Below are 26,375 nucleotides of genomic sequence, written 5' to 3' on the forward strand. Positions count from 1 at the left end.
CGGTCTTAATTTTGGATGTTTAGGTTGATTGGGAGGCGTAACTCTCCTTCTTCTGTCGGGCTCACCATCTGGTTTTTTCGGTTTAGGTCCCGGCTTGATTGCTTCGATCGTGCTCATAGCAAAATGAATTGGTTAATACTTAGTTCTGATATTAAAACAGATTAATATCAACTTCAAAACTAAAATACCATTCTATAAATTCATTACGGAAAACCGTATTGTTATTATTGATACAATAGAATAAGAGACCTTCTGTGAAATAAGCCTCAATTCAATATTACCTTCTTCTCGGAGCACTTCTGGTATGGGGTCTAACATAAGTACCATCCTTTCGGGTATATCCCCTAACACTTACCGATCCTCCTGAACTTGATCCTGAATTATAGCTAGATCCTGAGCTGATTGTAGGAGAATTATATGATGATGTCTTAGTATAGTTGCTGTATGTTGAATGCTGCGGATTATTTGCGCAACCATAATAATTTCCCCATTTGATCCTTCTGTAATTTTTCCTGTTGGGTTTTGATGATAAATAAACCTGTGTACCTTTAGGAATAACTGTGGTAGAAGTTTCGCTGTTACTGCTGGGATATAGGGGTGTATCTTCCTCTAGTAGGACAGTGTAATAATTTGTACAGGAAATTACTGAGAGTAGTAATACAAGATAAAGTAATGATTTTTTCATTGTAAATAATTTTTATTGATCTACAAATCTAAATTCAATCCAAAGAAAATGATTACGGTTTTCCGTAATCACTTATACCTAAAGGGATAGATTATATTTTAATTAATTACATTAATAATTTTTTTGATTAATTTCAAAATGTCTTTTCAAAAAGTGTATGTTCCAGATCTTCTAAAGGAGTCCAAATGCCTGACTTGACCTTTAAATAAGATTTACATAACGACACTATCTTTTCTTCACTACCAAACCTTATCTTTTTTCTTTCGATTTCCGCCAGACCTTCGAAAGCATTTGCAGTAAAACCAAAAGGTGATAACAATAATCCACTTTCTTGTGTCTCATTACAGATTACATTTAAAAATTCTTTCACATACTTTTGACCTATTTCCAGTGTTTTATTTCAACCAAGTATTTTTTTGTGATTCCTCTTTTGTTTATTTCTAAAATGAGATCTTTTCCAACGTCTTTGCTAGGCGGTGTTAGTTTTACATCAAAGGCTAAGCCCTCAAAAATTTCTGCAATCATCTTTTCTAAGTCTCTCCATTCGATTTTTAAAAGAAAATCAGAATCCTCAATAATTTTCTCAATGAAAGTCTTGCTGACAATTTTTATGATGTTTTCGTAATCATTGATACTAAAGTCGGATTCAATTTCTATTTTAGATGTCCAAGATTTCAGGTCATTTAAAGTTAGAAGTTCAACTTTTACAGGATCTGTAATATTTACAAAACGGTAACATGAAGCGGTAAATCCAACAGGCGCAAACATAATAAGACGATCATAAGGGTAGTGAAAAGCAAAAGCAACTCTCTCATGAACACGTTCTTCTGCAATACTTTCCGTCGAGTTTTGGAGAGAAATACATATTCTGTCTCGTGAATTCTCTTTGAAACACATAAAATCAAAATTACTTCTATCAGGACTTGGATTAAGAATGGTTGTAAAACCATCATTGGATAATAACTTTGCAATAACTTGATGAAATGTAAAGCATATTTCTCGGTCGTCTTTAGGTCTTGTTATAGAGTTTTCCAAAACAAGAATATCGCGGATTAGTTGATCTTTTGCTGTCGGAATCATAATTAATTATTAATGAGAGCTAATTTTATTTTAACTGCAAGAATTCATCTCAACGGATATCTCCTCCAGATTCCGGATATAGAATGTTGCCTTATCCATAAAAATATTATAATCCAATCTTCCTATGTAATCTGGATAAGGAAAGTCTGGATAGCATGATTGCCAGACCCCAAGAGCTACTTCAAGAGCCAATCTTGAAAAATTTTCTGCTTTATTGATCCAGTCAGCCGGCTTTAACCAAATTTGTTCTTTGTTAGGAGAAAAGTGTACCGTTGAATTTCTGAGATTTTCGTAAATATTAAAGAATGAAATAAAAGGTTCTTTAGTTTGATTCTCATCCGAAGTTACAATGATGGTTTTGCCATCAGCTCTGATTAGTGACTGGTAGCGTTCTATTTTAGATTTAAGCTGCAAAAACCTACCATTCTTCTTCCCGTTAAGTATTTCAAAGTTTACTTCAGTTAAAGCTAACTTATTCCTTTCAGCGTGACTGTAGCCCAGACTGTTGACGAAACATTCAACAAACGCGTAAAACGAAATTACGGACAGTCTACAGTTAGCTGAAACTTCATACTTCAGATCTGTTATTTTTCTAACCGTATGTTCATCAAAGCCCTCCTTTCCTTCTTTCTCCAATAATTTCTGCTTAATATCTCCATATTTTTTTAGCTGATCAAAAGCTTTTTGAGCTTTTACAAGGATATTGAATGAATCTTTAAGCAAAAACTCTTCTTCAATGCCAAAATTCCCCTTGTGCGCATATAATCCAATCCTGAAATGATAAGGTATATGGTTGTACAATATTAGCCCTTGAATATTCATCCGATCTTCCAGCCAGCCATATTCCAAACCATAAGAATAAATTTCAGAATCATTTTTAAAAAACTGATCCCAGTCGGCAACAATTTCATCTAAGCTTTTTTTGAGAGGAAATCTTTTTAAAAGTGGTGCCGCCATTTTTTCCAAATTTAATCGGACGAAAGGAAGTTTTTCCACTATATCTTGCTCCTCGGAAGTTTTGAAAAAATCATAAAGATCAGCTACCATCTGGCTCGCCTGCTCAAAATTTGCGTCAGGCAGAAATGAAGCCATCAACTTAATATAAACAGCAATATTAAAAACCGAATTTACTTCTTTCTCTGTATTTTCCATTTAACTTAGTTCTTGGTGAAAAATTAATACCTTATCCTTCGTAGTACAAACTGTCAAGAAATGCGGAACGCGCTAAACTAATTTTTCTTTCCATTGCATTTGTAGGAGTAGGTTTTTGATACCATTCACAATCATTGATTCTTAAAATAATTTCATTCCAATATCTTTCATGGTTCATACCACTTTTATTAATTTCAAAATCTCTACATAGAGCATCGTTATTCTTGCTGTCATAGCAAACAAATATATCTGGTCTCTTCATTGCAAGTAATCTGGTACTGGTTGCTAAATAATTTCCAGGCAACGCCTCTGTAAAGTATTCCAAAAAACTATCATAGTTTGTCTTTTCAATATGCCCACTGATGGGAATTTCATCCAACGCCTTTGATATTAAATCACTATTGTCGTTAATAAGTTTGCTAAACTTACCGGCTCCCTTCATGCTACCAAAAAAAGCCCAGTCTTCCGCACCTGAGATTGTATGTTTTAAGTTAGTCGGAAGGCCTGCAATGAATTTCCTTTCATTGTCATCAAGTTCTTTAAAGTGTCTTACACTTTGAAATAATTCTTTAGCGATTTCAATTACTCTTATTCTTCTTTTAATAATGCTTTTGCCTTCATCGTAAATTTCATCAATATAGTCATTCCAAGATTTCGTTTGCAGTGCAATTTTATAAGCCGGCTTGGGCTTATCTTTGGCACTTCCGTACTGACCTGACAAACTTTGAATCTTGGATTGCTGAATATTCCAAATCGTATTATAGTTTTCCCAGTCTGATTCGCTAAATATCTTTGCCTGATCAAACGATGAATCTATAATTTGTAATGTACTCTGGTATACTTCTTCAGCATTATTATCTTTAGCATTCACAAGAGCGCAAACTTCAGTATTTTTCGTAAATGCGCTTGCTGTAAAATTGGCACTACCTATGAGTAGTTCCCAATCTTTTTTTTCATTTGAGAACAAATATACTTTTGGGTGAAATGTCCCATCTGGTTGTTCTATAAAACGAACGTTTTCATCATCGATAAACTCTTTGATAAAATCAGGATGAGTTTGATAAAAGTGTATTCCTACCGTTATTTTATTAATTTTGCATCTATTTTCAATTAGCTCTACAAAGAGTTCATTTCCTGCACTTGCCCATGCCATAGCCCATTGAAAATTTCGATATTGTTTTACTAATCGTTTAAATTCTTTCTTTAAACTGTCTGTGTTAGTTATCAATTTCATTTTAAAAAAGTATAAATGACTACATTGTTTTAATTAAAAAGGAGATTGTAAGCGATTTTTAATAGTCAGTCTATAAATTTTTTAATTTTAGTATCCTTAGTTTGTAAAACTATCAAATACGCAGCTTCATATGTTAAATATTAGGAAAAATTGTTTGTAATAATTGTAATTACATATCTTGCAATTTCAACCTGATGAATTAAAAATTTTCCAATTGAGAATCGCCCATTTCAAATAAATCATCAGTTAATCCAATTCTTTTACGCTTTGATACTAAAAGTTTAAGCATATTTAGCAAGTAAGCATTTTGTGGCATTTCAGAATACCAAAGATTGTGAATCATTTTATACTTTGTGAAAAAATGATTAGTGTCATCTTCCCAAGATTCGCCATACTTAGCAAGCCAATTATAAAATAATAGTGCTTGCTCATGATTAGATAGTTGTGCCCTAAGCAATCTAAGAAAATTAGTCTTTTCAACTTCATCAAGAATTTCAGGATTGTAATTGACGACAAATTTTACAGTATGAAAAAGATGACGATAGTAGTGACCTAAAAAATTTGAGTGCCCTCGAAAAGCAGGAGTATTAAACGGAACATCAGAGTTGAAGCTAAAAATTTTGTCTGAGTATTGAGAAATTTGAATTTGATAAAGAATATCTTCATATTTTTGTGATTCTTCTTCTGTAAATTTGCTAGCGAGAGAATCATAACCATTTAAGCCCCAGAAAAAAATTTCATAAATTTTTCTAAACGACTCTGAATTTAATATTGGAGTATCAGATAATTCTAATTTTGAAACGAGGAACTCCAATTCTTTTAGCATTTCAACAAATGCATTTCTTTTTGTTACATTGTAATCAATATACTCATATGAAACTTGGGGGATAACGCCTTCGATAACTGGAGCTTCAATTTTTTCAATCCTTTTTTTTGCCTCGATTTCTATTTCATTAACGTTTTCTTTGTGAAGCCGTAGCATCTCGTAAAACTGACTTTCAAATTGTTGCTTTCTAGAGTTTTTTTCCTGCTTATCTTGCTCACTTTTAAATTGTTCTTTAGTCTCGTCTAATTGTCTCTTGAAAATTTTTACCTGTAGCTGATTTGCCTTTAACTGCATGTAAAAAGCGAGACCCGTAACTATTACAGCAGAGAGACTTATAAAAGGACTCATTAGTCCACCTATTGTATCACCAATGGGCCCGGTCAAAGTGAAATTGAAGTCATTCGAAACGCTGGGTCGAGTTAATATAAATGGTGTGCAGAAGGATGCAAGTACAAATCCAATTGCAGTTAGCAGCATCATTACATCTCCTACTCCTAAATGAGTTTTAAATTCATCACTTTCTTCTTTAATTATTCGGTTAACTATCAAACCGCTGATTTTATATATTAAATATATAAAAGCTAAAAAACAGAATATAAATAGTATTATAACTAAGGTTGTCATGAATAGTGTAATTATTTTAAACTGTGGAAAAAGTAGTTATTTGTCAAAATAACATTTTAACATAAGATTATCCGTCTTAAACTTATATTTATTTATATACCAACCCCGGTTACAAATCTTCTTCTAAAACTATATGAGATTCCATCAGTTTTTTTTCTGCATCTTGAATAGACTTGTAATATGATACTAATGATTTATCAAAACTTTTGGCTTTAGCTTCTCTTATTTTGTCGTCGGCAAGTGGAAAATCAATTAATTTAAAATCTTCTTCATTTAATCTATATCTACTAGGTGTTCCCCCTCGCGTTTTAGAATACATATATTTTAACATTAAATCTGTTCTTAACACCCCCGTTATGTAAAAAGAATCCTTCTCTTTTTTTGGTCTTATTACAATGAATTCTGGCGATGCTACAAAATAGTCAATGCTATGTGAAATTTTTGGAACCACAACTATTTTTCTGTTTAACATACTTGGCCCCAATCTAGCTAACAAGATATCACCAGGCTGAACAATTTTAAGACTGCCCTCAATCTCACTCCCCAAACAATAAATTATATTTTCTATTTTTACTGGATTATTTTGAAGTTCGTCCATCCTAATCAATGCAAAATTTGAGAACTCGTTTTCTTTAGAGCTAGGAGTTATTTTATCATTAACAATATTAGCAATATCTTCAATTTTACCCGTGATATTTTTAAACTTTGGCTTCCATATGTATCTGGTTGCATTGAAGGGACCTTCTGAATTAATTTCTGAAAGTTTAACTGTGTAACAGTTTTCTGTATTTTTATAACTTAATTTGTTTTTAAGATATAGTTTCCATTGATTATATATAGATTCTGAATGCTCAGAAAAAAGATCATTTCCTTCCTCTCGCCCAGTAGAACTGATTCCAACTTGTTTAGCAACAGCCATAAAAACATTATAGTTACCAATGTTTTCATTATCTTTTTTTCGTCTTAAAAATAATACAGATGATTTGATTCCTGCTCCAAAATGACTAAATGCAGATTCTGGCAAAGAAATTGAAGCTAGTAGTTGACAATTAGCAAGAATATAATCTCTTACATACTGTAATGAACTATTAGTCATTATTCCTTCTGGTACTACGATTGCTATCTTTCCAGTACCTTTCTTTGCAAACTTTATGCATCTTTCGATAAACAAAATTTCACTTTTTTGAGTTTGTCTTTCTAGACCGCCATTTTTACCTAAATCGAAAGATTTGAGATACTTGACTTCTTTAGCTTTAATCTTTGCTCCGAAAGGAGGATTTGATAAAATAATGTCAAAAGAATTTTCCTTAAATTCAGAGTTTTGTATTTGCATTTTTGACAGCAAATCCAAAGCGTCGTGCCCAATGACATTCGTATGACCGTCGTCATGTATAATCATATTCATTTTACAAACTCTAGCAATTTGATCATTTATTTCGATTCCAAATAGTTTTTTTTCTGCAAAAGAATGCCAATGCTTAAATGCTTCAAATTCATCATAGTTTTCTTCGGCATATTGTCGAACCTCATCCATAGCATAAAGCAAGAAACCACCACTACCACAGGAAGGGTCTAAAACCTTTAGTGATTGTTGAGGCTCCATCATTTTTACGCAAAACTGTACTACTGGTCTTGGAGTGAAAAATTGACCCATTTTGCCAATAAAAAAATCCTGCATAAAAATTTCAAATGCAACACCTTTTGTATCTAAATCAGTTTTATTTAAAGATAAGCCTTGAAGGTGTTCTACCACATTGTATACTATTTCAGAAGTAAGATTTATCCTATCTTTAAAAACCTGTGGGTCATCGATTTTTGCCTCTTCATAAATCTTTTGAATTCTGGTAGCCACATCGTCAGGTGTTTCTTGAGTTCCAATCTGAAACTTGTATGTTTCATTATTCTTGGTTCCTTTTTCATCCTTAAGTTTACAGAATAACAATTTAGAAACTTCATCAAAGGCCGTTGTCGGTGCAAGTTTTCCTCCCTGCCAAACACTACTGTGAGATTTTTTTAGAGCTCCGATAAGATCTTCTCTATATGCAATTTTTAAATCTTTCGATGCATCGCCTTTTACAAATTTATACTTAGGTGTTTTACCATATTTTATAGGAATATCTGCGATTACATTCTTCTCCCTTTCACTAGAATTAAAACCCAAAACATCAAATGCGGTTTTAGTATTTCCCGCTACAACAATTGCAAATTTCGCTCTTTTACTATTGGCATTTCCAAATGCCTGTTCAATTGCTTGCGTAAATTCAGAATCACTAATTCCATCTCGTTTGGTTTCTACAATTATATAAGGGGATTTTAATTCTTTATCTTCATAAATAACTATATCAGCTCTATCATCTGGAATTCTTCTCTCAACCTTTACCTCAATATCTATATTTTCTTTTGGATATTGATAATCCAATACAAGTTCAACAAAATATGATGCTCTAACTTTTTCCTCTTGATTTTTAAAATTTGTCGCATATTCTCTAGAGCAGCTATAAATTATTTTACTCTCACTTTCATTGAACGTAATTAATCCGCTCTCTATCCCTCTATTTATGTTTTCTTGAAATATTGAATCGTTGCCTGAGTTTTCAATCATAATTTTTAATTTCTTATTGCCAAAATTAGACAAAAAAAATAATAACAGAGAGACAAATACTAGAAGAATACTGAAATTTTATGTGGCATTTATCACATAATTTCAACATAGTATTTTTACATAATCATTAGTATTTTTAATGTTATAGAATAGACAGAAATCGATAAAAATTTATTACATCACTGCAATAGAGATAATAAATAGTAATAATAATTGAAATATGTAAATATAATTAGTAAGTATAACTAAAAAAATAAATCGTTACTACCTAGTTAGGATTTTCAGTTATCTTAAAACTAAATAATTCTTGAGGATGAACTTCTAATCCCTTTGATAGTTCTTGTATTGTGGACATTCTGATATCAACTTCTCCTTTTTCAATTTTGCTGATATTACTATGATCAACATCACATTTTTGAGCTAGTGCACGATAGCTTAGGCCTAGTTTTGTCCTAAACTTTTCAACTTGCTTACCAAAAGCTATTCGAAATTCAATTCTATCCATTGAAATCAGCATTCAGAAGGCAATTTGTAAAGATTTTAAAGATTATTTGTAGTTGAATTAACCCACAAATGAAAACTTTTGTTATATTTGTAAAATAAGCTACAGAAATGTAACTTTGCGATACTTCAAAGAAATATAGAAGCTATTGCTTAGAGTCTCGGTTCGAAAACTGGTAATTTTTAAATCCCTGAGATAATAAGTAAGCGGCTCACGACCTAGGCGTGGGTCTCTCTTATCTTGGGATGGGTATACCAGTACCTCGAATCGGATATGTAGAGTACCCACGCCGTCTTTTTCCAATGCAGTTCGCTTTATCTCTACATTACAATCTAAGCCCGCTTCCTAAAATAGTATCAGACACGATACAATAGGAGGGTACAACCTATTGCGGCTTTAAAAAGCTTACACGGGACACAGATTCATTCATATTAAATTCTTTCCGGTGCCTTGCGGTCACTGCTTACAGAACCTCACCAGTCCTTTTTCATACCAAAGGGCATCAGGAAAGTTTTACTAAAAAAGAATCAAAAAACTACTCAACTTAAAAACAGAAGAATGTAAAAAGCCCTTTCCTGTCAGTCGACTAAAACATCAGGAAAGAGCGTAGTTCAGTAATTAATCTTTAGAAAATTAAAAACCTTTACAAATCTATGAAAAATTCCTATTACAATATAGGAGGTATTTTCTTTGGCCTTATATTGACCGCTGTCACCACTCATTCAAAAGCCCAAACTCGCAACATTTCCGGTACCGTCACCTCATCTAATAAACCGCTTTCGGGAGTCATTATCTCCCAAGAAGGCAGTGATCAGGTAACCATGACCGCTAATAACGGAACCTACACCATACAGGTTTCAGCAGAAAATCCCATCCTATTGTTCAGACACCCTGATTATGCAGAAGAAAAAATCACACTCACTAATCAGACGGTCGTTAATATCAGCTTAGAACAAAAAGTAAAGGGAATCGAAGAAGTTATTCTCAACGCAGGCTACTACAAGGTTAAAGACAGAGAGAGAACCGGTAGTATCGCCAAAGTTTCAGCAAAAGACATCGAAAACCAGCCTGTCAACAACGTCCTGTCAGCTTTACAGGGCAGAATGACGGGCGTAAGCATTACACAAAATTCCGGAGTTGCCGGTGGAGGCTTTGATATAAAGATCCGAGGACGAAACAGCTTACGAGGCTATTCAACGACCGGTTATGACGGCAATAAACCGCTATACATTGTTGATGGTGTTCCTCTTCCTCTGGTCAATGATTTCAATAGTGGAATGACCGCCAGCATCCTTCCATACAATGAAACGAACCCTTTAAATGCAATCAATCCCGATGACATTGAATCGCTTGAGGTCCTTAAAGACGCCGATGCTACTGCCATTTATGGAAGCAAGGGGGCCAACGGCGTTATCTTAATCACCACAAAGAGGGGCAAGAAAGAAAAAACGGAGGTCAACCTGAGAACAAGTTATGGATTGGGACAGATGACCAACCTGCCAAAAATGATGAACCTGGAAGAATATACTGCAATGCGTAAACTGGCTTTTGCCAATGATGGCGTAGCAGTGCCTTCCAATGCCTACGATATCAATGGGGTCTGGAATCCAAATAAAACAACGGATTGGCAGAAATACTTCGTCGGAAATACTTCGTCGGTTTCGGATGTACAGCTCGGTGTATCAGGCGGCAGTGGCAATACACAATTCTCAGTTTCTGGCGGCCACAATGAGGAAACAACTGTTTTTCCGGGAAGCTACCGCTATAAGAGAAATAACCTGGGAGTCAGTGTCAACCATACCAGTGCCGACCGAAGGTTCCAGATCGGTTTTAATGGCACTGCGGCATTGCAGGATAATGTTCTTCCACCGACTGACTTCAATATTGTATATCCGGTCTTAGCACCTAATGCTCCGGATTTGTATACTTCCAGCGGAATGATCAACTGGGAGAACAATACATTTAACAATCCTATGGGACCTGCCACGCAGACCTTTTCAGTAAAAACCAAGAGTTTAAATGCGAATATGACTTCCAGCTACCAATTCGGAAGCGGATTCAGTGCTAATCTGAATAGTGGTTACAGTACTTACAACAGTTATGAGCAGAAGATCTTTCCAAAGACCACCTATAATCCGTCCAGCAATATCGGCAGCAGCAGTTCTTCTCTCAGAAAAGCCCAGAAATTGAACGAGAGCTGGATCCTTGAGCCTCAGCTGAACTACGAGAAGCGACTGGAGAAACACCAGTTTTCCGCATTGGTCGGGGCGTCATTTCAGGAACAGAAATCCGATAACATCGTTATTCTCGGAAGAAATTTCCCATCAGATGACCTGTTGACCAATATGGCAGCCGCAGCTTCCATTACGGTTCCCAGCGCCAGTGAATCCTTGTACCGCTACCAAGCCGTTTATGCCAGACTCAATTACGGCTATAACAAAAGGTACTTTTTAAATTTAACAGGTCGACGTGACGGGTCCAGCAGATTCGGTTCGGAAAGAAGGTACGCCAATTTTGGCGCTGTCGGGGCCGCGTGGTTATTTTCGGAAGAAAAACCATTCAAAGATAGATCCTGGTTAAGTTTCGGAAAACTGAGAACCAGCTATGGTATAGCAGGGAATGACCAGATCGGAGACTATCAGTATTACGACACCTATCAGTCCACCGGCGGATCCTATGGTGGGAATTCCGGATTGGTCCCACAACGGCTGTACAACAAAAACTTCGGATGGGAGCTGACCCGCAAGTTCGAGGCTGCTTTAGAAATGGGGCTATTTAAAGAGCGGCTAAATCTGAACATAGGCTATTACCACAACACCAGCTCCAACCAGCTTGTCGGTATCCCGATGCCTGCCACAGTAGGATTCAGCAGTATTCAGGCCAATCTGGATGCTACGGTAAGAAACCGTGGTCTGGAAGTGTCTGTGGAATCGGTTCCTGTTAAAACCAAACACTGGAAATGGACGACCAGTCTCAATTTTACGTTGCCAGAGAACCACCTCATGAAGTTCCCCAATCTTGATAAGTCGACCTACGCCAGCAGATTTGAAATCGGAAAATCTATTTCCCTGGTAAAATTATATCAATATACGGGCATCGATCCTGTCACCGGTCTATATACCTTTTATGACACGAATCAGGATGGAAAGATCAATACTGCCGACCGTACCGTCAGCAAAGAGATCAAGGAATACTGGTATGGCGGGCTACAAAACAGTATCCAGTATAAAAACTGGAGTTTCGATCTGCTGTTGCAGTTTGTAAGCCAGAGCCAGTACAATGTGAAATCGATGTACGGCAATATCGGTAACATGTCCAATATGCCGGCCATATTCACCGATTACTGGACACCGGGAAATCCTGATGCCGAGTTTCAAAAGCCCAGTGCAGGGTATAACACAGCCGCAGCGACAGCGAGTTCCCTTTTTCTCCTCAGCGATGCTACCGTTTCTGATTCGTTCACCGTCAGAGTAAAAAATGCAACCTTGAGCTACAGGATACCATCGGACAGCAACGGCAAGCTGAAAGCCAGGCTTTTTATAAGCGGGCAAAATCTCTTTGTTTTTTCCAGTTATAAAGAAGGAAATCCTGAATTTATGGCGGCAGGCTACACCAGCCCGCTCCGAGTAGTCAGCTTTGGTCTTTCATTAACCTATTAAATTGCATTATTATGAAAAATACAATTTTAAAACATATTATATTACCAACCCTTTTGATTCTGTCCCTTCTGATCACTAACAGCTGTGACCGCTTTACGGAAGTTGGACTCCCTAAAAATCAAATAACAAGAGAAGTCGTCTTCAAAGATGACCAGCTGGCTAAATCTGCCATGGCAGGTGTTTACCGTTCATTAGACGAACAGGGGTTTTTGTCAGGAGCTCCATCAGGGGCTCAGCTCGTGCTGGCAGCCTATGCAGATGAGCTTCAGGCCTATGGTTTAGCTACAACAGATGCTGCCATCTTTTATAACCTGAGCCATATGGCCACTACCGATAAGATCAAGAATCTGTGGACGATCACCTACACTCAGATCTACAACATCAACGCCGTTATTGAAGGGGTTGAAAATTCGGACAGCCTGAGCTCAGAAGTTAAAAACCGATTAAAAGGGGAAGGCCATTTTCTCAGGGCTTTGCTGCATCTTTACCTAACCCAGACATTCGGTCCAGTCCCTTACGTCACCTCGACAAATTATCAGGTTAACCAGAGCATCGGTAAGCTAAGTACCAGTCAGGTTTATGGCCAGTGTAAAACAGATCTCGAAACAGCAGTACCACTCTTACCCGCCACTTTGGCCGCAGGAAACAGGGTATATCCGACAAAGATGGCAGCCTATACTGTATTGGCAAGAATGGCCTATTATGAAAAAAACTGGGATTCCGCGCTTCAGTATTGCAACCATGTCATCGCAGATGTCCAATATAAAATGGAAGCTGACTTAAACAAGGTATTCCTGAAAGACAGCTCAGGAAGTATATGGCATCTGTTACCTTTTGGTGCTACGTACAATGCATATCAGGGGAATGTATTTATCCTGAACACAGCCCCGCCGACCAATGTTGCGCTACGACAGGATTTTATAGATGAATTTGAGACTGGCGATCAAAGAAAATCCGCTTGGATAGGGCAAAAGACCGATGCACAAAATAAAACGTATTATTATCCATATAAATATAAACAGTATTATACCAGCCCGACCTCATTAGAATATTCGGTCATTTTAAGAGTAGAGGAACTGTATTTAATAAGAGCAGAAGCTTATATTAAAAAACGCCAATATGACTTGGGAATTGCAGATATCAATACGATCAGGAACCGTGCTGGTTTAGCATCATTAGCCAATACAATTGATCAAAATATCTTGATCAATGCTTTAATTCAGGAAAGGAGGTCAGAATTATTTACTGAGTTCGGACACCGCCTCTATGACTTAAAGCACTACGACCTTGCAGATGTCATAATGCCTTCAAAGAAAGGGCAGTGGAGACCCTATTTTAAATTACTGCCCCTACCTGCAAGTGAATTGCTACTAAATCCTAACTTAAATCCGCAGAATGATGGTTACTAGGTTTTATATTCTGGCATTCCTCTTAATTCAGGGACTTTGCTGGTCTCAGAATATTGACAGTTTAAACGCAGTTTACAAGCAATATTATGAAACAGCATTACGGGCGAACAGCCCTAATGGGCGTTACGTTATTCTAAACCACAGCAATACTTATGGAAAGAATGACTATGAATTGTTGGATGTCAAAATGGATAAAACGACAATGCTGGGTAATTATGATCAATTTCAATTTTTAAATGATGATTTACTGCTGATGCGCAATAGTAATCATTGTCGATTCACAGATTTAAGAACCGGTCAGTCCACGGAAGTTTCAGGTAACTATATAATCCAACCTACACAAGAATCGGCTCAAGTGATTCTATTTAATCCAAGTTTAAGAGAACTTCTGTTAGTTTCCATAGAGGGAAAAGTATTGTGGAGAAAACAGGATGTAAGGGTTTATCAACTTGATACGACTACCAATAACCTAATCTATACATCAGGAAATGACCTTGTTGTAACGAATCTGACAAGTTATCGCTCTAAGACCTATAAGGTTAATAGTGATATCCAATGGATTTCTTCAGTTGATCAGCGAATATATGCCGCCAATGTCCAACCCAAGCAAATTGAACTCTACAGTGTTGACCTTCGATCAGAAAAGTTAACCAAGCAGCTGGTAGCTGTGCCCGAAGGATTTGAATCAACCACCCGGTTAATTACCTATTTGGAAGTTCGGGAAAATGAACATTTCATATTTCCGTTGTATTTGAAAAGTAAGCTGGAGCGTTATGAAAATCCCGAATTGAAGATCACCTATTCCAATAGGAACGGCGAGGATAAAATGCTCTATTACCATTTGGGCATTTATAATCTTAAAAACGAACAATGGGATTATCTACCTGATGTGAATGATGAAATACCGGTCTATAAATTTTTAAATGACAAAGGAGATTTCATCGTGTATGATTTAGCGGATGATGTTGTGGAAGAGCAACAAAATAGAATCCTTGATCTAAATCTGTTTTTAAATTATGGTAAAAATTCATATTTATTGCCCCAAAAAAGAATAGAGGAAGGCAATTATCTTTGGGATCGCGATACAAAACAGTTTGTCTATTTTAATGATACGACTTGGATATCCCATAATATTATTACGGGGAAAGAGGTTGATCTTATACCTCCTAATACAAAGGGTTGGACCAGTCTGGAACATAGCGGCTTAGCTAAAGCCCCTGCTACTAATCCTGTTAAAATTAAAGGCAAATGTGCGATAATGATTTCCAACCATTTTGATTATTTTGTAATCGACCTGAAAACCATGCAATTAAAAAGAGTCACCATGGGAGAAGTAGCCAAAACGAAATATCAACTCATGTTGTCAAAAGAGCATTACCCGAAATCATCCTGGAATATAAGAATAGCAGAAATAGATCTATCGAAGGATTTACTATTTAAGACTTTCAATAAGCTGTCTTATGATTCAAGATTTGCCACCGTTACCGATAAAAACAATAAAACAACATTTTTCCAGCAAGGTCATTACAGGGATATAATACCTTATGATAACGGATATTTTTTAACATCTGGTTTTGCCTTGGAGCCTTTTAAGCTGACAATCCTCGAAAGAGGCAAATATCACACTGTTTATGAGTCTCTAAAAAAAGAAAAGAAAGGATTCGAAGGAGCTAGGTACGAGATATTTCAATATAAAACCGATTTAGGAACTTCCAACGCAGCACTCTTATTACCTGTCAACTATGATCCCAACAAAAAATATCCGATGATTGTGAATATTTATGAGGAGCTTTCGCACGATGTGTTATTTTTCTTGCAGCCTTATTTAAATATAATGACCGGATTCAATTATATGCATTATCTGATGAATGGCTATATCGTTTTACTTCCGGATCTCCAATACGAAGTAGCAAATGTTAAAAATAGCGTTTTATTGTCTTTGGAAAAAAGCATCGATTCAGCCAAATCGCTGGCATCAATCGATGACAAAAATATTGGATTGATAGGACTGTCATACGGGGGATATGAGACAGGTCTTGCACTGACCAATTCGAAGTACTTTAAGACAGGTGTGGCGGGAGTTATGATTTCTGATTTGGTTTCCCATGCCCTTAGCCAATCTGAATTCATGACTAAGCCGAACTATATGAGGGCTGAAAATCATCAGATGAGGATGAACAATAGTGTCCTGGATCATTGGAGTCTTTATCTGGAGAACTCGCCTGTTTATCATGTGAAAAATATTGAAGTTCCTGTATTGCTTTGGACAGGGTTGAAAGATAAAAACGTATCACCTGCTCAGGCAAGGATGTTCTTTATGGGAATAAAAAGACAGATGAAAAAAGCTGTTTTGCTGGAATACATCAATGAAACCCATAACGTCTTACAACCTTTCAATCAATTAGATTTTAATATTAAAATCTGGCAATGGTTCGAATATTACCTGAAGAATAAAAAGCCGGCAGACTGGATTCGCCCACTAACTCAATAAAAAACTCCCGAAAGGGAGTTTCTTAGTCTAGCCTATATAATTCAACGTTAGCCGTCTCCGGATGATCAATTTCAGGGCCATCAGTCCCAAAAACCTGCTGTCCGTTTGGTAAACCATTAACAGTACAAATGGTCCCATCTGTTCCACACATGACGCTTCGATCCCATTGATTGGTTGAGTGATTAAAAATATAGCCTTGTCTAACAGCTGCATTTTCCATGTTACTTCTTGCAGTTTTTGTAATGGCAACAGCTCCGATTCCTAATAAAATGGGGACTGTAAATAATATATAATTTTTCATTTTGGTCAATTTAATGTTGTATTATAATTAGTCAAAAGATTTTATAAAAAGTTTTTCTGCTGATAGCAGTAATTTTTAACTCAAACCATTAAAATAAGCTCCCTTTCGGGAGCTATTTTTAGTTGATTTTGTATAATTCGACATTAGCCGTTTCCGGGTGATCAACGTCAGGCCCAGTCGTTCCAAATACCTGCTGTCCTGATGGCAGACCATTAACTGTGCAAATAGGATCAACCTCTTCTTTACACATGATGCTTCTGTCCCATTGATTGGTTACATTGTTAAAAATATAGCCCTGTCTAACTGCTAAATGTTCCTTGCTACTTTTTTCTTTTTGAGTAGCGAATGCAGTTCCTGTTCCTATCAGAATTAGAACTGCGGGTAAAATGAAATTTTTCATTGTAATAAAATTTGATGTTATGCCTACTCTAAATCAACAGGTTTTCGGCAATCCCTGTTCTGTCGGCCAACAGATATTATTTAAATGTATATCTTGAAATTTTGTTACCAGACAGTACATAGAAATAATGTTTTGTGCATAATATTCCTCTGATTTTATCTTTATCATGATTCCTGATATAAAAGCTGTAGAGATATTGTTTCGTTTGATTATTATAGACATCAATGATAAAATTATTTCTGTATACTTCAGGGGATTCGTCTCTGCCCCTTATATTTGATACATTATAAAACTTATTATCATATAAAGTTTGCGCCTTGTTGATGACACTTGGAGATCGCAATAACTTTTGTTGTCCGTTTTTAAGTGTTTTGGTTTCAATTGCGATATGGGACAGGGAATCAATCGTTCTGTTTCTTTGAATATTATGGAAATTAAAATCCGCTGTTATCATCTCGTTGAGATAAAAATGAGTGTAAATAATTTTTTTGTTGTGATGGTCTATAGCCATATCGCCGTCTGTGTCAAAAACGCCGTCTGTCTTTTTCTGTAATACATCCGGAAAGATTTGATATTCCTTTTTTGCAGTATTTAAAATGCCCAGTTCACTTTCTTTTGTTTTAACAAGCATTGTTTTAAATACATATTTTTGTGGTTCAATCATATAGAACCGCGAAAAATAAAGTCGGTTAATACCTGTCTCGCAGGCCATTAAAGTTGGGAACTTTCCTTCAAAAATTACCGGCACCTTTCCATCAGATACGCTGAAATAAGGGTATAAGACATTAATTGTAACACTGACAAAATCATACTTATAGTTATCTAGTCTGATCGTGTCCAGTTTAATAGAATTGTAATCAGGTGTTATGGTTGAAAGAAGCAATGGTGTTTTACGGTTTGCTAAAAATAGAGAATCACCATAACTACCTGCAAAATAATAGTTGTTCATAGGAAACTTCAATATTTGACATTCCATTGTTAATGGTTCAATCACATTCCTTTTAAAAGACCCTTGGGGCTCATCAACACTTATATCAAATACAAGCACTACAGACAATAATGGCAGGATTGTAGACAAAGCAAGCCGACTCATTAACTTTATCCTGTTTGTAAAGCCATTAAAGATAATTGCCACGATCAATAAGAGAACACAACATACATTAAACATTAGGTGTTGATTCCAATCCATTTTCTCAAGTATACCTCCGCAGGAGCAGGGAATAGAAGCACTGTAATTTAATATAAGATAGATGTACACCGTAAAAGCGGACATGATACCAAGAGCTGCATAAAGCCCTGTTATGCGAAATTTTCGGATGACTAAAAGATAGACAATTACCAGTTCAACAATAATAACGAGCAATGAAACGATGCCTGAATAGGCTCCAAGCATCGGTGACTGCGCTAACTGTACATGGAAATTCTCAAAGTCCAACAGTTTACTCACACTCGCATAAATAAACAGCAGGATAAAAAAATAGGAAACACCTTTGACAAAAATCGTCTTAAAAGATTTCATGGCTTTCTTTTTAATATGTTTAACAGACCTGAATCAATCTCCATTTGATCTTCATTCCGCAGTAGTCAGGCATCAGTTCACCTTTAAATAATGTTACAGTTGTTCTGAAATTCCCCATACTTTCCCAGATGCCGCTTTCCGGACATGGTAAGCCTGTGGCAGCTGATATGGAGGTATGAGGAATCATAGGTCATAGAATTGATTTAGTTATCTGGTTTAATCCTCCAGTTATCACCGTCTCTTACCGGCGGATCGGGATCTACAATCCCCTCAGATGATTTGGCAGAATCTTTTCTCATCACCTGTTTTTTTTGGATATCATCTGACTCATTAAGATCCAAGATTTCTAGATCTCGGTTCGAACAGTTTTGTAAACTAAATGCAGCTATCGCTATACTAAAAATTGGGATAAACTTTTTCATTGTAATTGGATTTGATTTGGTTATCCCGACGTCGGATTGAATTAGAATTCTGAAGCCAAAGTTAGAAGGCTGCAATGCACAAAAAAACTGTCCTGTGGGGCAATTTTAGAATTGAGACGTCTCTATTTTAAAATCGTACCATCACGAAAAAGCCCTTAAAGGCGTAGTTATCGATGGCACCAACATATTAATGTATCGAATGGTCCTCATTGGCTGCCAAAGGCATTATTTAAGATCAAAATCCGTATTTTTGAGATGGTGAGGTTCTAATAATCAGTATATGAAAAAGTTAAACTACTTTCTCGTCCTGCTTTCTGCATTTTCACAGTTACTATCAGCACAGCAAAAAATAGAAAGTACTTTCAGGGAGATCAGAGGTCATTATGAAAAAATGACCATTGACGACATCACTGCGATGCCTAATGTTAAGTTGTATATAGAAAAAGCCAAAGCCGAACATAATATTCCCAAATTGCTTCAGGGCTACAGAGACGGAAGACAATTCGATCTGAAAAACAAAATAAAATATGCTGACAGTGCTCTAATGCTCAGCTTAAAACATGGAACAAAAGATGACATCAGCAAAGATTTTCTGAGCAAAGGAATCATATACTATTTCTACCATAAAAAATATAAACAGGCCCTAAATCAGTATTTGAAAGCTTATGAGTACTCTAAAGGCTCGAAAGATGAATACCATAAGTATAAGGTTATTTATCACCTGGGAATTGTGAAAGAGCATCTCGGTTATTATGACGAGGCGCTGGAGCATTTTGAGGATTGTGCTGCATTTTACAGCTCTCAAGATTATCAAAAGCTTCACGAAAACCTCCAGTTTAACTACAAAAAAGCATATTTCAATTCACTGCATCAATTGACAGTGATCAACAGGTATTTAAAAAACTTCTCTAAAAGTGACAGTCTCAGTCTATTAGGATATCGACTAACAAAAAATAATCCTGATTTTATACTGGAAAACAGCTATTTTTTAAAATGTATTGGAATTTGTGAATTTCTAAAAAAAGACTACACCTCGGCAAAAGCTGACCTTGAGACCGCTTTACCAAACATTATCAGGAGAAATGATTTTGCATGGGCATCTGTAATTTATTATTACTTAGCAAAAATCGCTGAATTTGAAAATAATGAAAATAAAGCCATAGCTTATTACAGTGAAGTTGATTCTATTTTTCAAAGAGAAGACTTTATTCTCCCTGAGGTCTTCAAAAGTTATAATTACCTGATTGATTATTATCAAGGAAAGAATCTAAGTAAGGAGCTATATTATACCAAACAGCTTCTTGAAGCTGACAGTTTAATGACAAAAGATTATCCTTATCTGTCCGCAAAACTACATAAGGATTATGATCGTAAGTCCCTGATTGAGCAAAGAGACGATATAGAGAAGGCGAGTCTGCGAAAGATCAGATTAGCACAGGTATTAATACTTTCAGGAACGCTTGTCCTATCATTTTTCGTGATCCGGTATGTGAAAGACCGAAAAATAAAAAAGCAGTACGATTTGCTTCAAAAAAGAATGGCAGAGGGTACTTATGAAAAAAGAGATATTGTTACAGAAGAACCAGAAGATTATGCAATCAGAAAAACTTTCCTTAGCCCGGAAGTGACTGTTGAAATAAAGCAAAAACTTGAAAAATTTGAACGGGAGTTGCAATTTACGAAGAAAGGTATTACTCAGAACAGCATAGCCGGTAAGCTCAATACCAATGCTCATTATTTGTCGGTGTACATCAATGAAAATAAAGGCATGAACTTTACAAAATATATTGCTCAACTCCGAATACAATACATTACCCATCTCCTGAATACCAACAATAAATATCTTCACTACACCGTAGAAGCTTTGGCTGAAGAGTGCGGAATAGCAGCACGTCAGAATTTTTCAAAACTGTTCTTCGAAATTAACGGTATACGACCTACGGATTATATCAAAAAGAGAAAACAGGAATTAGGAATTAAGTGAAGCTCCCTTGGCTAAACGTTTTTTTGTAAATTTCTAAAAAAAGGACATGGTAACAAAAACTATTTTTAGAAAAATTGCAAAGCTGCATGAAGAACTGGAGCTTAAAATCAATGAAGCTTATGATGAAGACAACATGCTCAAGGTTGCAGAAAAATCTTTACTGTTAATCGATGATTCTATCAGAAAATTGAAGTCTTTTGTCTCTGCTCATCATTTTGAGAATAAAGGCGAAGAAATTCATTTCTTCAAAAAGCTGAAACCAAAATTCATTTCGAAGTTTATTTACTATTCAACAGTTTTAGATTTAGAATCCCACAAGCCCAATGCCGGAAAGAACGCACTGAAGGAATACTATGAGGCAGAACAGGAAAAGCTTAAGAATTTTTATAAGGAACAATCTGATTTTTACAGTTATTACAGAAGGGAAGCCACGTACCTGGATCATAAAATATTTGTCCGGAATTCCTACGATCTTAAAATGAAACTCTCATTAGGCTTTTACAATTTCGACACAAGCTTCACTACCTCTCATGATCAGCTGATCGCAAAATTTATGGCGAATGAAAAGATTGACTACTACTTAAAAAAACAAATTGATAGTTTATCAGAAAATAATGAAAATCAAAATTCATCCAGACTGGTCTGGTCCGCGTCGAAGGTTGGACTTATCGAATTGGTATATGCCCTGTATCATATGCGCTGCTTCAACGGTGGTAATGTGGAACTCAGTGAAGTCATTCGATTTGTGGAAAAATCACTCGGCACAGACCTTGGAAATTTTCACAAGACCATCTTTGAAATCCGAAACCGTAAGCAGGGACCGACCAAGTTTTTGAACATAGTCAGCGATAATCTTGCCCAGCATTTTCAACAAACAGAAGGGGAGTGAAATGCGTTGTATAAACCATAAACTCAATAACGTTTATGGTTTATACATCTTTATTGATGAGGTGTTGCAAATCGGGATCCTTAGAAATCCTTTCCATCTCATGTGTAATGATTTTTAAAATTTCAGATTTTATACTTTTATAATTTTTTTCTATTTCATCCCGCATACAATCGTTGCCCTCCTCATCAGCAAAAGAACGAATTTCCGGTATCTTTTGGTAGTGCTTTTCCTCTGCTGCAAGTTTTGCAGCATCAACGACAATCTCAGAATGAAAAATCTTCTGTTCTATTCTTTCATCAAAATTATCAGAAACAGCGCCTACAAAAAATCCCTGTGTTAAAGTGGATATCTTGGAAGCAGGAATTAAACTGTCCAATTGTGTGGAGATGGATGTCGAAGTATCGTTTCTGTTAATTGATATACTCTGTCTTTTCTGTAACACTTTGCCAAACCTATCAGATAAAGCCTTCGCCGTTTCACCGACTACTTGTCCACTGAAAATATTTCCGACTGTATTTTGGATGACCTTACTTTCTTTATCACCATAATCTCTGGTAAGCTGGGAAAAATCCTGAAATCCCAGGCAAACAGATACTTTGTTGCTTCTTGCGGTGGCAATCAGATTATCAAGACCTCTAAAATAAATAGTAGGCAGCTCATCAATAATGATTGAGCTTTTCAGCTGGCCTTTTTTATTGATCAGTTTTACAATCCTCGAATTGTAAAGCCCCAGCGCCGCAGAATAGATATTCTGTCGGTCAGGATTATTACCAACACATAAAATTTTTGGTTCTTTAGGATTATTAATGTCCAAGGAAAAATCATCTCCCGTCATTACCCAGTACAGTTGGGGTGAAATCATTCTTGATAAAGGGATTTTCGCTGATGCGATCTGACCTTGCAACTGATCCTGCGCACCGCCCTGCCAGGCATCCATAAAAGGGGAGAGGTAGTTTTCCAATTCAGAATAAGAGGTAAGAATGGTAAAAACATCTTCGTATTTCTTATTCAGCAGTTCAATAGCGTGTGGAAAAGTACAATACTTGCCATTATCATAGATTTTCAAAAACCAGATAATAGCCGCTAACAAAATGATAGGCGATTCCACAAAAAAGTCTCCTTGTTTCTGTATCCAGCTTCTATTCAAATTCAGCATAATGGTATAAGCCGCTTCATAGGCATCCGAAATATCGGTCATAAAATCAGGATTTAGGGGATTGCATCGGTGGCTTTTTCTGGGGTTGTCAAAATTGATAATATAAAACTTAGGCTTTATGGTATAAGCATTGGAATGATTTAAAAGGTGATTATAAGCGATTGTTGAAAGGTCATCAAATTTAAAATCATAGATATACATTGAAAATCCCTTTTCGATATGCTGCCTGATGTAATTATTGACTACAGCATAAGATTTTCCGGAGCCCGGTGTTCCTAAAACAATGGTCGCACGAAAAGGGTTAACGACGTTGATCCATCCGTGATGCCAGTTCCCTTGATAATAGAATTTTGTAGGAAGGTTGACAGAATATTCATTATGGAGTAGTTTTGTCTCTTGCTGGAAGCTTTCATTTTCACTGTTGAAGACATCATTCATCAAATTGTTTTTCAATATGCGGCTCATCCAGACTCCAGCCTGCATTAACAAAACATACCCCAGTCCAGTCGAAAAAAAATACAGATATGCTGCAAGATGAATATCAACTTTCAGCAACCAATCGTTCAGGAAAAACAGTAGGAACCCCGTTACAAGTGTAAGGTTGATTTTATTCCAGGTTATCTTTTCATTTTTTACGCCCTTTGTTCCAAGACAGCTCAGGCCTAATAGTACGACTGCAAAAATTTTAGTATAGAAAGGATTAGAGAATAAAGCAGCTGTCCGATTAAAATTATGCAGTATCTTTGTGGCGATGTCTATTGTCCATTGACGTTCATCAAAAAATCCATAGCAGAACCAGTAAAGGTGCATCATTACAATGATAATGCTCACTGCCCTCATAAATGCCATAATTTTGGCCAATCCCCTCAAGTCGTCTTCTCCCTGCATTTTCCTTATAATAAATGTTAAGGCTCGAATTTATTTAGTCAATAGAGACGCAAACTCATTGGGCAACTTTTGTAGCTGTATGGCAATATTAGGCAGTATGCCTCGCACATGAATAAAATAATAATTAAATTACTGTAAAGTGAAACTCTATATAATCACCGGCGGTCCCGGTGCCGGTAAAACAACTTTAATCAATGCACTTCAGAAGAAAGGATTTAAAATCGTACCTGAAGAAGCTAGGCGACTCATTAAGGAACAAATACTTATCGATGGCAATGGATTACCTTGGAAGAACAAGGCACTCTATGCCCAGCTGATGGCCGAAGCTTCTATACAAAGCTATTGGAACGTTATCAACGAGTCTTCAGAAAACACCATTTTTTTCGACAGAGCATTACCCGATACAATCTGCTATATGAAAATGGAAAAGCTGCCAGTCTCTAAAGACATTACACAGTTGACAGAAACCATTGTATATAACAAAAAAGTATTTATACTTCCGCCTTGGAAGGAAATCTATATAACCGATGCGGAAGGCAAACAAAACTGGGAAGAAGCCGTCGAAACCTATGAACAAATGAGGATGACTTATACGAAATTTGGGTATGAACTTGTTGTTGTTCCAAAAGATACTGTTGAAAAACGCTGCCAGTTCATATTAGACTTGATTTAGTTATCTCCTTTTTCTTATTTTTCTTTTCTTCATTCTGTTGGCAAACTCAATTTCTTCATGATCATTTTCATCACTTAAAGTCGGAAGAATTCCACCAAAGGATTCGAAAAAAGAATCTCTGCTACTTTCAACTGCAGTGAAAAGATGATGACTGTTTTGAGTAGGTCTTAGATGAAGAGTATGTTGATCTTTCATTTCCTCATCTGTCTTCTTGCTTGGATTATTCCATTTATCATTAAAAACATTCGCTGAACATTCTTTTCCCAAACGTGATCCATTCCAGACCGTTTTTGACTGTTGATCAATAAAAATCATTCCGTAAATTCTTTCCTGAGCATTTTTACGAATCACCGTATCAATTCCTTCTTTTTGCAATTTTTTAATAAATGATTTTTCATTGTTTGAAGATTGTAATGACAAAATGATTTTCTCTTGTAGCTTCTCTTTCGTACGAAGATTTTTCATTTTTGCCTTATTAGATTCAAAGTGCTTTTCCAAAGAACCAAGACCAGCCTTTTTTCCAAACAGCGATGCTTTAAAAGGCTTTCCAATCTTTTTACCCTTCCTGTCTGTTGGAAAGTACAGTAAACCTTTTTGCAAGTGACCTTGCAGTTCTCCTTCCACTTTTTCCGCAGTAATATTATAAAGAGAGAGTAGAGCATTGTACTCACCCAGGGACTGAAATTGATATTGAGAACTGATATGTCTTACCACTGAGGCAATCTGACTTTTTATATCGCCTCTCTTATAATCGACCGCTTTAAAAATCGGGCTGTTCAACTTATTTTCTTTTTCCAGTGCTGAAATCAATCCGAATTGCTTTTCCAGTTCCCGACATATTTTCATCGAACGCACTTTTTCGAATTTGTCGGATATCTTCTTACCTTCTTCATCGACGCATACAGAGACAATATGAATGTGACTTCTGTCTATATCCGTATGTTTAAATACAACAAACGGCTGTTCACCATAGCCCATTTCCTGCATGTATTGCTGAGCCATTTGTCTGTATTTCCCATCAGAAACATTGTCTTCAGGATCTGGATTTAAAGAAATATGCAGGGTATGTTTTTCTGTATTTCGATTAGCTGACAAATAAGGTTCAAATGATTTCGCCAGCTGACTAGCAGTGTAGCTTCCATCTGCTGTTTCAATCATTTTGTTAGTCAGCAGAATTTCTCCTTTCTCCTTTTCTATTTTAAGATTATTGTAGGACAAAGTACCGAACAAATTACTGCTTCTTCCGATTTTAGCAACCATATGTTCATTAGTTTTTAAGATGTTTTTGATTAAACTCTTCAGTCAATTGAACTACTTTTCTGAAGATTTCCACCATTTCTATAGTCTGCTTTTCCAGTTTAAAAAGTAATGCCGCCGCTTTTTTCTCAGTAAAATGAGTGTAAAGCAGTTTTACAATCTGATTATAATTGACACCGACCGCACGGAACTGGCTGTGAAATGAGGTCAGTCTCATATAAAAATCAATGGTTCCTTTATCTAATTTGACAGTATTTATCGTCTTTTCAAAGATGCAGGATGTTATAAAATGAGCCTTGACGGACATCCCTGATTGGTCAAACAATTCAAGAAACCGGGAGTGTTCTAGCTCATTAAAAGAGATCGTGTAACGAATTTTAGCAGGGTCAGCCTTTGGACGCCGACCGGTTTTTTTCTGTTTATTATTCTGACCATTCATAATCCATCCATTTTACTTTATAAGACATCGACTTCGGAGATTGTTTTCCCAGCCCCCTGCAAGGGCAAGTTGTTTTCAGCATCCGAAAACGTTTCGAGATGCTCAAAACACAACTTGCCCCTTTCGGGTGAAAGGAAATTACCTTTCAATACGACGAATGTTGTTCACAAAAACTCCTTAGCA

22 protein-coding genes are annotated in these 26,375 nt (G+C 36.2%); 6 read left to right on the top strand and 16 right to left on the bottom strand.

Annotated features, from left to right (window positions below; genetic code table 11):
- Positions 1 to 277 precede the first annotated feature (277 nt).
- The 8 genes from BXY58_RS11885 to BXY58_RS11920 form a co-directional block, all read right to left on the bottom strand.
- A complete protein-coding gene (locus BXY58_RS11885; RefSeq protein ID WP_120214080.1) occupies positions 278 to 685 on the bottom strand; it encodes a hypothetical protein in 408 nt (135 codons plus the stop codon).
- Positions 686 to 818: 133 nt separating this feature from the next.
- Positions 819 to 1,055 (bottom strand): hypothetical protein, encoded by a 237-nt coding sequence (locus BXY58_RS11890; protein WP_120214081.1) that lies wholly within the window; start codon positions 1,053 to 1,055, stop codon positions 819 to 821.
- A gap of 11 nt (positions 1,056 to 1,066) precedes the next feature.
- Positions 1,067 to 1,765: a restriction endonuclease gene (locus BXY58_RS11895; protein WP_120214082.1), complete on the bottom strand. Its 699-nt coding sequence runs from the start codon at positions 1,763 to 1,765 to the stop codon at positions 1,067 to 1,069.
- 30 nt (positions 1,766 to 1,795) lie between these two features.
- Positions 1,796 to 2,917 (bottom strand): hypothetical protein, encoded by a 1,122-nt coding sequence (locus tag BXY58_RS11900; protein ID WP_120214083.1) that lies wholly within the window; start codon positions 2,915 to 2,917, stop codon positions 1,796 to 1,798.
- 31 nt (positions 2,918 to 2,948) lie between these two features.
- Positions 2,949 to 4,151: a phospholipase D family protein gene (locus tag BXY58_RS11905; RefSeq protein ID WP_120214084.1), complete on the bottom strand. Its 1,203-nt coding sequence runs from the start codon at positions 4,149 to 4,151 to the stop codon at positions 2,949 to 2,951.
- A gap of 199 nt (positions 4,152 to 4,350) precedes the next feature.
- Complete coding sequence (locus BXY58_RS11910) at positions 4,351 to 5,601, bottom strand: putative phage abortive infection protein (protein ID WP_120214085.1); 1,251 nt, start codon at positions 5,599 to 5,601, stop codon at positions 4,351 to 4,353.
- Positions 5,602 to 5,710: 109 nt separating this feature from the next.
- The gene (locus BXY58_RS11915; protein WP_120214086.1) at positions 5,711 to 8,203 is read right to left on the bottom strand and encodes an N-6 DNA methylase; all 2,493 of its coding nucleotides are present in this window, start codon (positions 8,201 to 8,203) and stop codon (positions 5,711 to 5,713) included.
- A 268-nt stretch (positions 8,204 to 8,471) separates the two neighbouring features.
- On the bottom strand, positions 8,472 to 8,708 hold the full coding sequence (locus BXY58_RS11920) for a helix-turn-helix domain-containing protein (protein ID WP_229728444.1): 237 nt from the start codon (positions 8,706 to 8,708) through the stop codon (positions 8,472 to 8,474).
- A 650-nt stretch (positions 8,709 to 9,358) separates the two neighbouring features.
- Here BXY58_RS11920 and BXY58_RS11925 point away from each other — a divergent pair.
- From BXY58_RS11925 to BXY58_RS11935, 3 genes are read left to right on the top strand one after another with little or no spacing between them, the layout of a single operon-like run.
- Positions 9,359 to 12,364 (top strand): SusC/RagA family TonB-linked outer membrane protein, encoded by a 3,006-nt coding sequence (locus tag BXY58_RS11925; RefSeq protein WP_120214088.1) that lies wholly within the window; start codon positions 9,359 to 9,361, stop codon positions 12,362 to 12,364.
- An 11-nt stretch (positions 12,365 to 12,375) separates the two neighbouring features.
- Positions 12,376 to 13,773 (top strand): RagB/SusD family nutrient uptake outer membrane protein, encoded by a 1,398-nt coding sequence (locus BXY58_RS11930; RefSeq protein ID WP_120214089.1) that lies wholly within the window; start codon positions 12,376 to 12,378, stop codon positions 13,771 to 13,773.
- Positions 13,760 to 16,264 carry an alpha/beta hydrolase family protein gene (locus tag BXY58_RS11935; protein WP_120214090.1) on the top strand — a complete coding sequence of 835 codons (2,505 nt, stop codon included), beginning with the start codon at positions 13,760 to 13,762 and terminating at the stop codon, positions 16,262 to 16,264. The genes BXY58_RS11930 and BXY58_RS11935 overlap by 14 nt, the downstream gene beginning before the upstream one ends.
- Before the next feature lie 22 nt (positions 16,265 to 16,286).
- Here BXY58_RS11935 and BXY58_RS11940 read toward each other — a convergent pair whose 3' ends face one another.
- From BXY58_RS11940 to BXY58_RS11955, 5 genes are all read right to left on the bottom strand, one after another.
- Entirely contained in the window at positions 16,287 to 16,565 is a 279-nt protein-coding gene (locus BXY58_RS11940; RefSeq protein ID WP_120214091.1) for a hypothetical protein, read from the bottom strand.
- 118 nt (positions 16,566 to 16,683) lie between these two features.
- A complete protein-coding gene (locus BXY58_RS11945) occupies positions 16,684 to 16,965 on the bottom strand; it encodes a DUF6520 family protein (RefSeq protein WP_074234186.1) in 282 nt (93 codons plus the stop codon).
- 76 nt (positions 16,966 to 17,041) lie between these two features.
- Positions 17,042 to 18,484, bottom strand: a complete 1,443-nt coding sequence (locus BXY58_RS11950; protein WP_120214092.1) for a MauE/DoxX family redox-associated membrane protein — start codon at positions 18,482 to 18,484, stop codon at positions 17,042 to 17,044.
- A gap of 19 nt (positions 18,485 to 18,503) precedes the next feature.
- Positions 18,504 to 18,671 (bottom strand): hypothetical protein, encoded by a 168-nt coding sequence (locus BXY58_RS16965; RefSeq protein WP_170144232.1) that lies wholly within the window; start codon positions 18,669 to 18,671, stop codon positions 18,504 to 18,506.
- 16 nt (positions 18,672 to 18,687) lie between these two features.
- Entirely contained in the window at positions 18,688 to 18,906 is a 219-nt protein-coding gene (locus BXY58_RS11955; protein ID WP_120214189.1) for a hypothetical protein, read from the bottom strand.
- Between the two features lie 280 nt (positions 18,907 to 19,186).
- On the opposite strand from BXY58_RS11955, the gene BXY58_RS11960 reads away from it, so the two are divergent.
- Together BXY58_RS11960 and BXY58_RS11965 are read left to right on the top strand one after the other, a co-directional pair.
- Positions 19,187 to 20,890 (top strand): helix-turn-helix domain-containing protein, encoded by a 1,704-nt coding sequence (locus BXY58_RS11960; protein ID WP_120214093.1) that lies wholly within the window; start codon positions 19,187 to 19,189, stop codon positions 20,888 to 20,890.
- A gap of 46 nt (positions 20,891 to 20,936) precedes the next feature.
- Positions 20,937 to 21,779: an RteC domain-containing protein gene (locus BXY58_RS11965; RefSeq protein WP_120214094.1), complete on the top strand. Its 843-nt coding sequence runs from the start codon at positions 20,937 to 20,939 to the stop codon at positions 21,777 to 21,779.
- A gap of 40 nt (positions 21,780 to 21,819) precedes the next feature.
- On the opposite strand, the gene mobC is transcribed toward BXY58_RS11965, so the two are convergent.
- A complete protein-coding gene (mobC, locus tag BXY58_RS11970; protein WP_120214095.1) occupies positions 21,820 to 23,823 on the bottom strand; it encodes a conjugal transfer protein MobC in 2,004 nt (667 codons plus the stop codon).
- A 139-nt stretch (positions 23,824 to 23,962) separates the two neighbouring features.
- Between mobC and BXY58_RS11975 the strand changes: the two genes are divergently transcribed.
- Positions 23,963 to 24,496, top strand: a complete 534-nt coding sequence (locus BXY58_RS11975; protein ID WP_120214096.1) for an AAA family ATPase — start codon at positions 23,963 to 23,965, stop codon at positions 24,494 to 24,496.
- Here BXY58_RS11975 and mobB read toward each other — a convergent pair whose 3' ends face one another.
- Positions 24,497 to 25,756, bottom strand: a complete 1,260-nt coding sequence (mobB, locus tag BXY58_RS11980) for a conjugal transfer protein MobB (RefSeq protein ID WP_120214097.1) — start codon at positions 25,754 to 25,756, stop codon at positions 24,497 to 24,499. It lies immediately after the preceding gene.
- Between the two features lie 7 nt (positions 25,757 to 25,763).
- Positions 25,764 to 26,192 (bottom strand): conjugal transfer protein MobA, encoded by a 429-nt coding sequence (gene mobA, locus BXY58_RS11985; RefSeq protein WP_120214098.1) that lies wholly within the window; start codon positions 26,190 to 26,192, stop codon positions 25,764 to 25,766.
- Positions 26,193 to 26,375: the final 183 nt, after the last annotated feature.

The organism is Epilithonimonas arachidiradicis (assembly GCF_003610695.1).
Classification (GTDB): domain Bacteria; phylum Bacteroidota; class Bacteroidia; order Flavobacteriales; family Weeksellaceae; genus Epilithonimonas; species Epilithonimonas arachidiradicis.

What these genes read in the sequence shown, in the direction of transcription:
- BXY58_RS11905 (WP_120214084.1), bottom strand. Translation starts at nt 4,151, where the DNA reads ATGAAATTGATAACTAACACAGACAGTTTAAAGAAAGAATTTAAACGA.
- BXY58_RS16965 (WP_170144232.1), bottom strand. Translation starts at nt 18,671, where the DNA reads ATGATTCCTCATACCTCCATATCAGCTGCCACAGGCTTACCATGTCCG.
- BXY58_RS11910 (WP_120214085.1), bottom strand. Translation starts at nt 5,601, where the DNA reads ATGACAACCTTAGTTATAATACTATTTATATTCTGTTTTTTAGCTTTT.
- BXY58_RS11885 (WP_120214080.1), bottom strand. Translation starts at nt 685, where the DNA reads ATGAAAAAATCATTACTTTATCTTGTATTACTACTCTCAGTAATTTCC.
- BXY58_RS11900 (WP_120214083.1), bottom strand. Translation starts at nt 2,917, where the DNA reads ATGGAAAATACAGAGAAAGAAGTAAATTCGGTTTTTAATATTGCTGTT.
- BXY58_RS11960 (WP_120214093.1), top strand. Translation starts at nt 19,187, where the DNA reads ATGAAAAAGTTAAACTACTTTCTCGTCCTGCTTTCTGCATTTTCACAG.
- BXY58_RS11940 (WP_120214091.1), bottom strand. Translation starts at nt 16,565, where the DNA reads ATGAAAAATTATATATTATTTACAGTCCCCATTTTATTAGGAATCGGA.
- BXY58_RS11920 (WP_229728444.1), bottom strand. Translation starts at nt 8,708, where the DNA reads ATGGATAGAATTGAATTTCGAATAGCTTTTGGTAAGCAAGTTGAAAAG.
- BXY58_RS11895 (WP_120214082.1), bottom strand. Translation starts at nt 1,765, where the DNA reads ATGATTCCGACAGCAAAAGATCAACTAATCCGCGATATTCTTGTTTTG.
- BXY58_RS11930 (WP_120214089.1), top strand. Translation starts at nt 12,376, where the DNA reads ATGAAAAATACAATTTTAAAACATATTATATTACCAACCCTTTTGATT.
- BXY58_RS11965 (WP_120214094.1), top strand. Translation starts at nt 20,937, where the DNA reads ATGGTAACAAAAACTATTTTTAGAAAAATTGCAAAGCTGCATGAAGAA.
- BXY58_RS11915 (WP_120214086.1), bottom strand. Translation starts at nt 8,203, where the DNA reads ATGATTGAAAACTCAGGCAACGATTCAATATTTCAAGAAAACATAAAT.
- mobB (WP_120214097.1), bottom strand. Translation starts at nt 25,756, where the DNA reads ATGGTTGCTAAAATCGGAAGAAGCAGTAATTTGTTCGGTACTTTGTCC.
- BXY58_RS11925 (WP_120214088.1), top strand. Translation starts at nt 9,359, where the DNA reads ATGAAAAATTCCTATTACAATATAGGAGGTATTTTCTTTGGCCTTATA.
- mobC (WP_120214095.1), bottom strand. Translation starts at nt 23,823, where the DNA reads ATGCAGGGAGAAGACGACTTGAGGGGATTGGCCAAAATTATGGCATTT.
- BXY58_RS11945 (WP_074234186.1), bottom strand. Translation starts at nt 16,965, where the DNA reads ATGAAAAATTTCATTTTACCCGCAGTTCTAATTCTGATAGGAACAGGA.
- BXY58_RS11935 (WP_120214090.1), top strand. Translation starts at nt 13,760, where the DNA reads ATGATGGTTACTAGGTTTTATATTCTGGCATTCCTCTTAATTCAGGGA.
- mobA (WP_120214098.1), bottom strand. Translation starts at nt 26,192, where the DNA reads ATGAATGGTCAGAATAATAAACAGAAAAAAACCGGTCGGCGTCCAAAG.
- BXY58_RS11950 (WP_120214092.1), bottom strand. Translation starts at nt 18,484, where the DNA reads ATGAAATCTTTTAAGACGATTTTTGTCAAAGGTGTTTCCTATTTTTTT.
- BXY58_RS11955 (WP_120214189.1), bottom strand. Translation starts at nt 18,906, where the DNA reads ATGAAAAAGTTTATCCCAATTTTTAGTATAGCGATAGCTGCATTTAGT.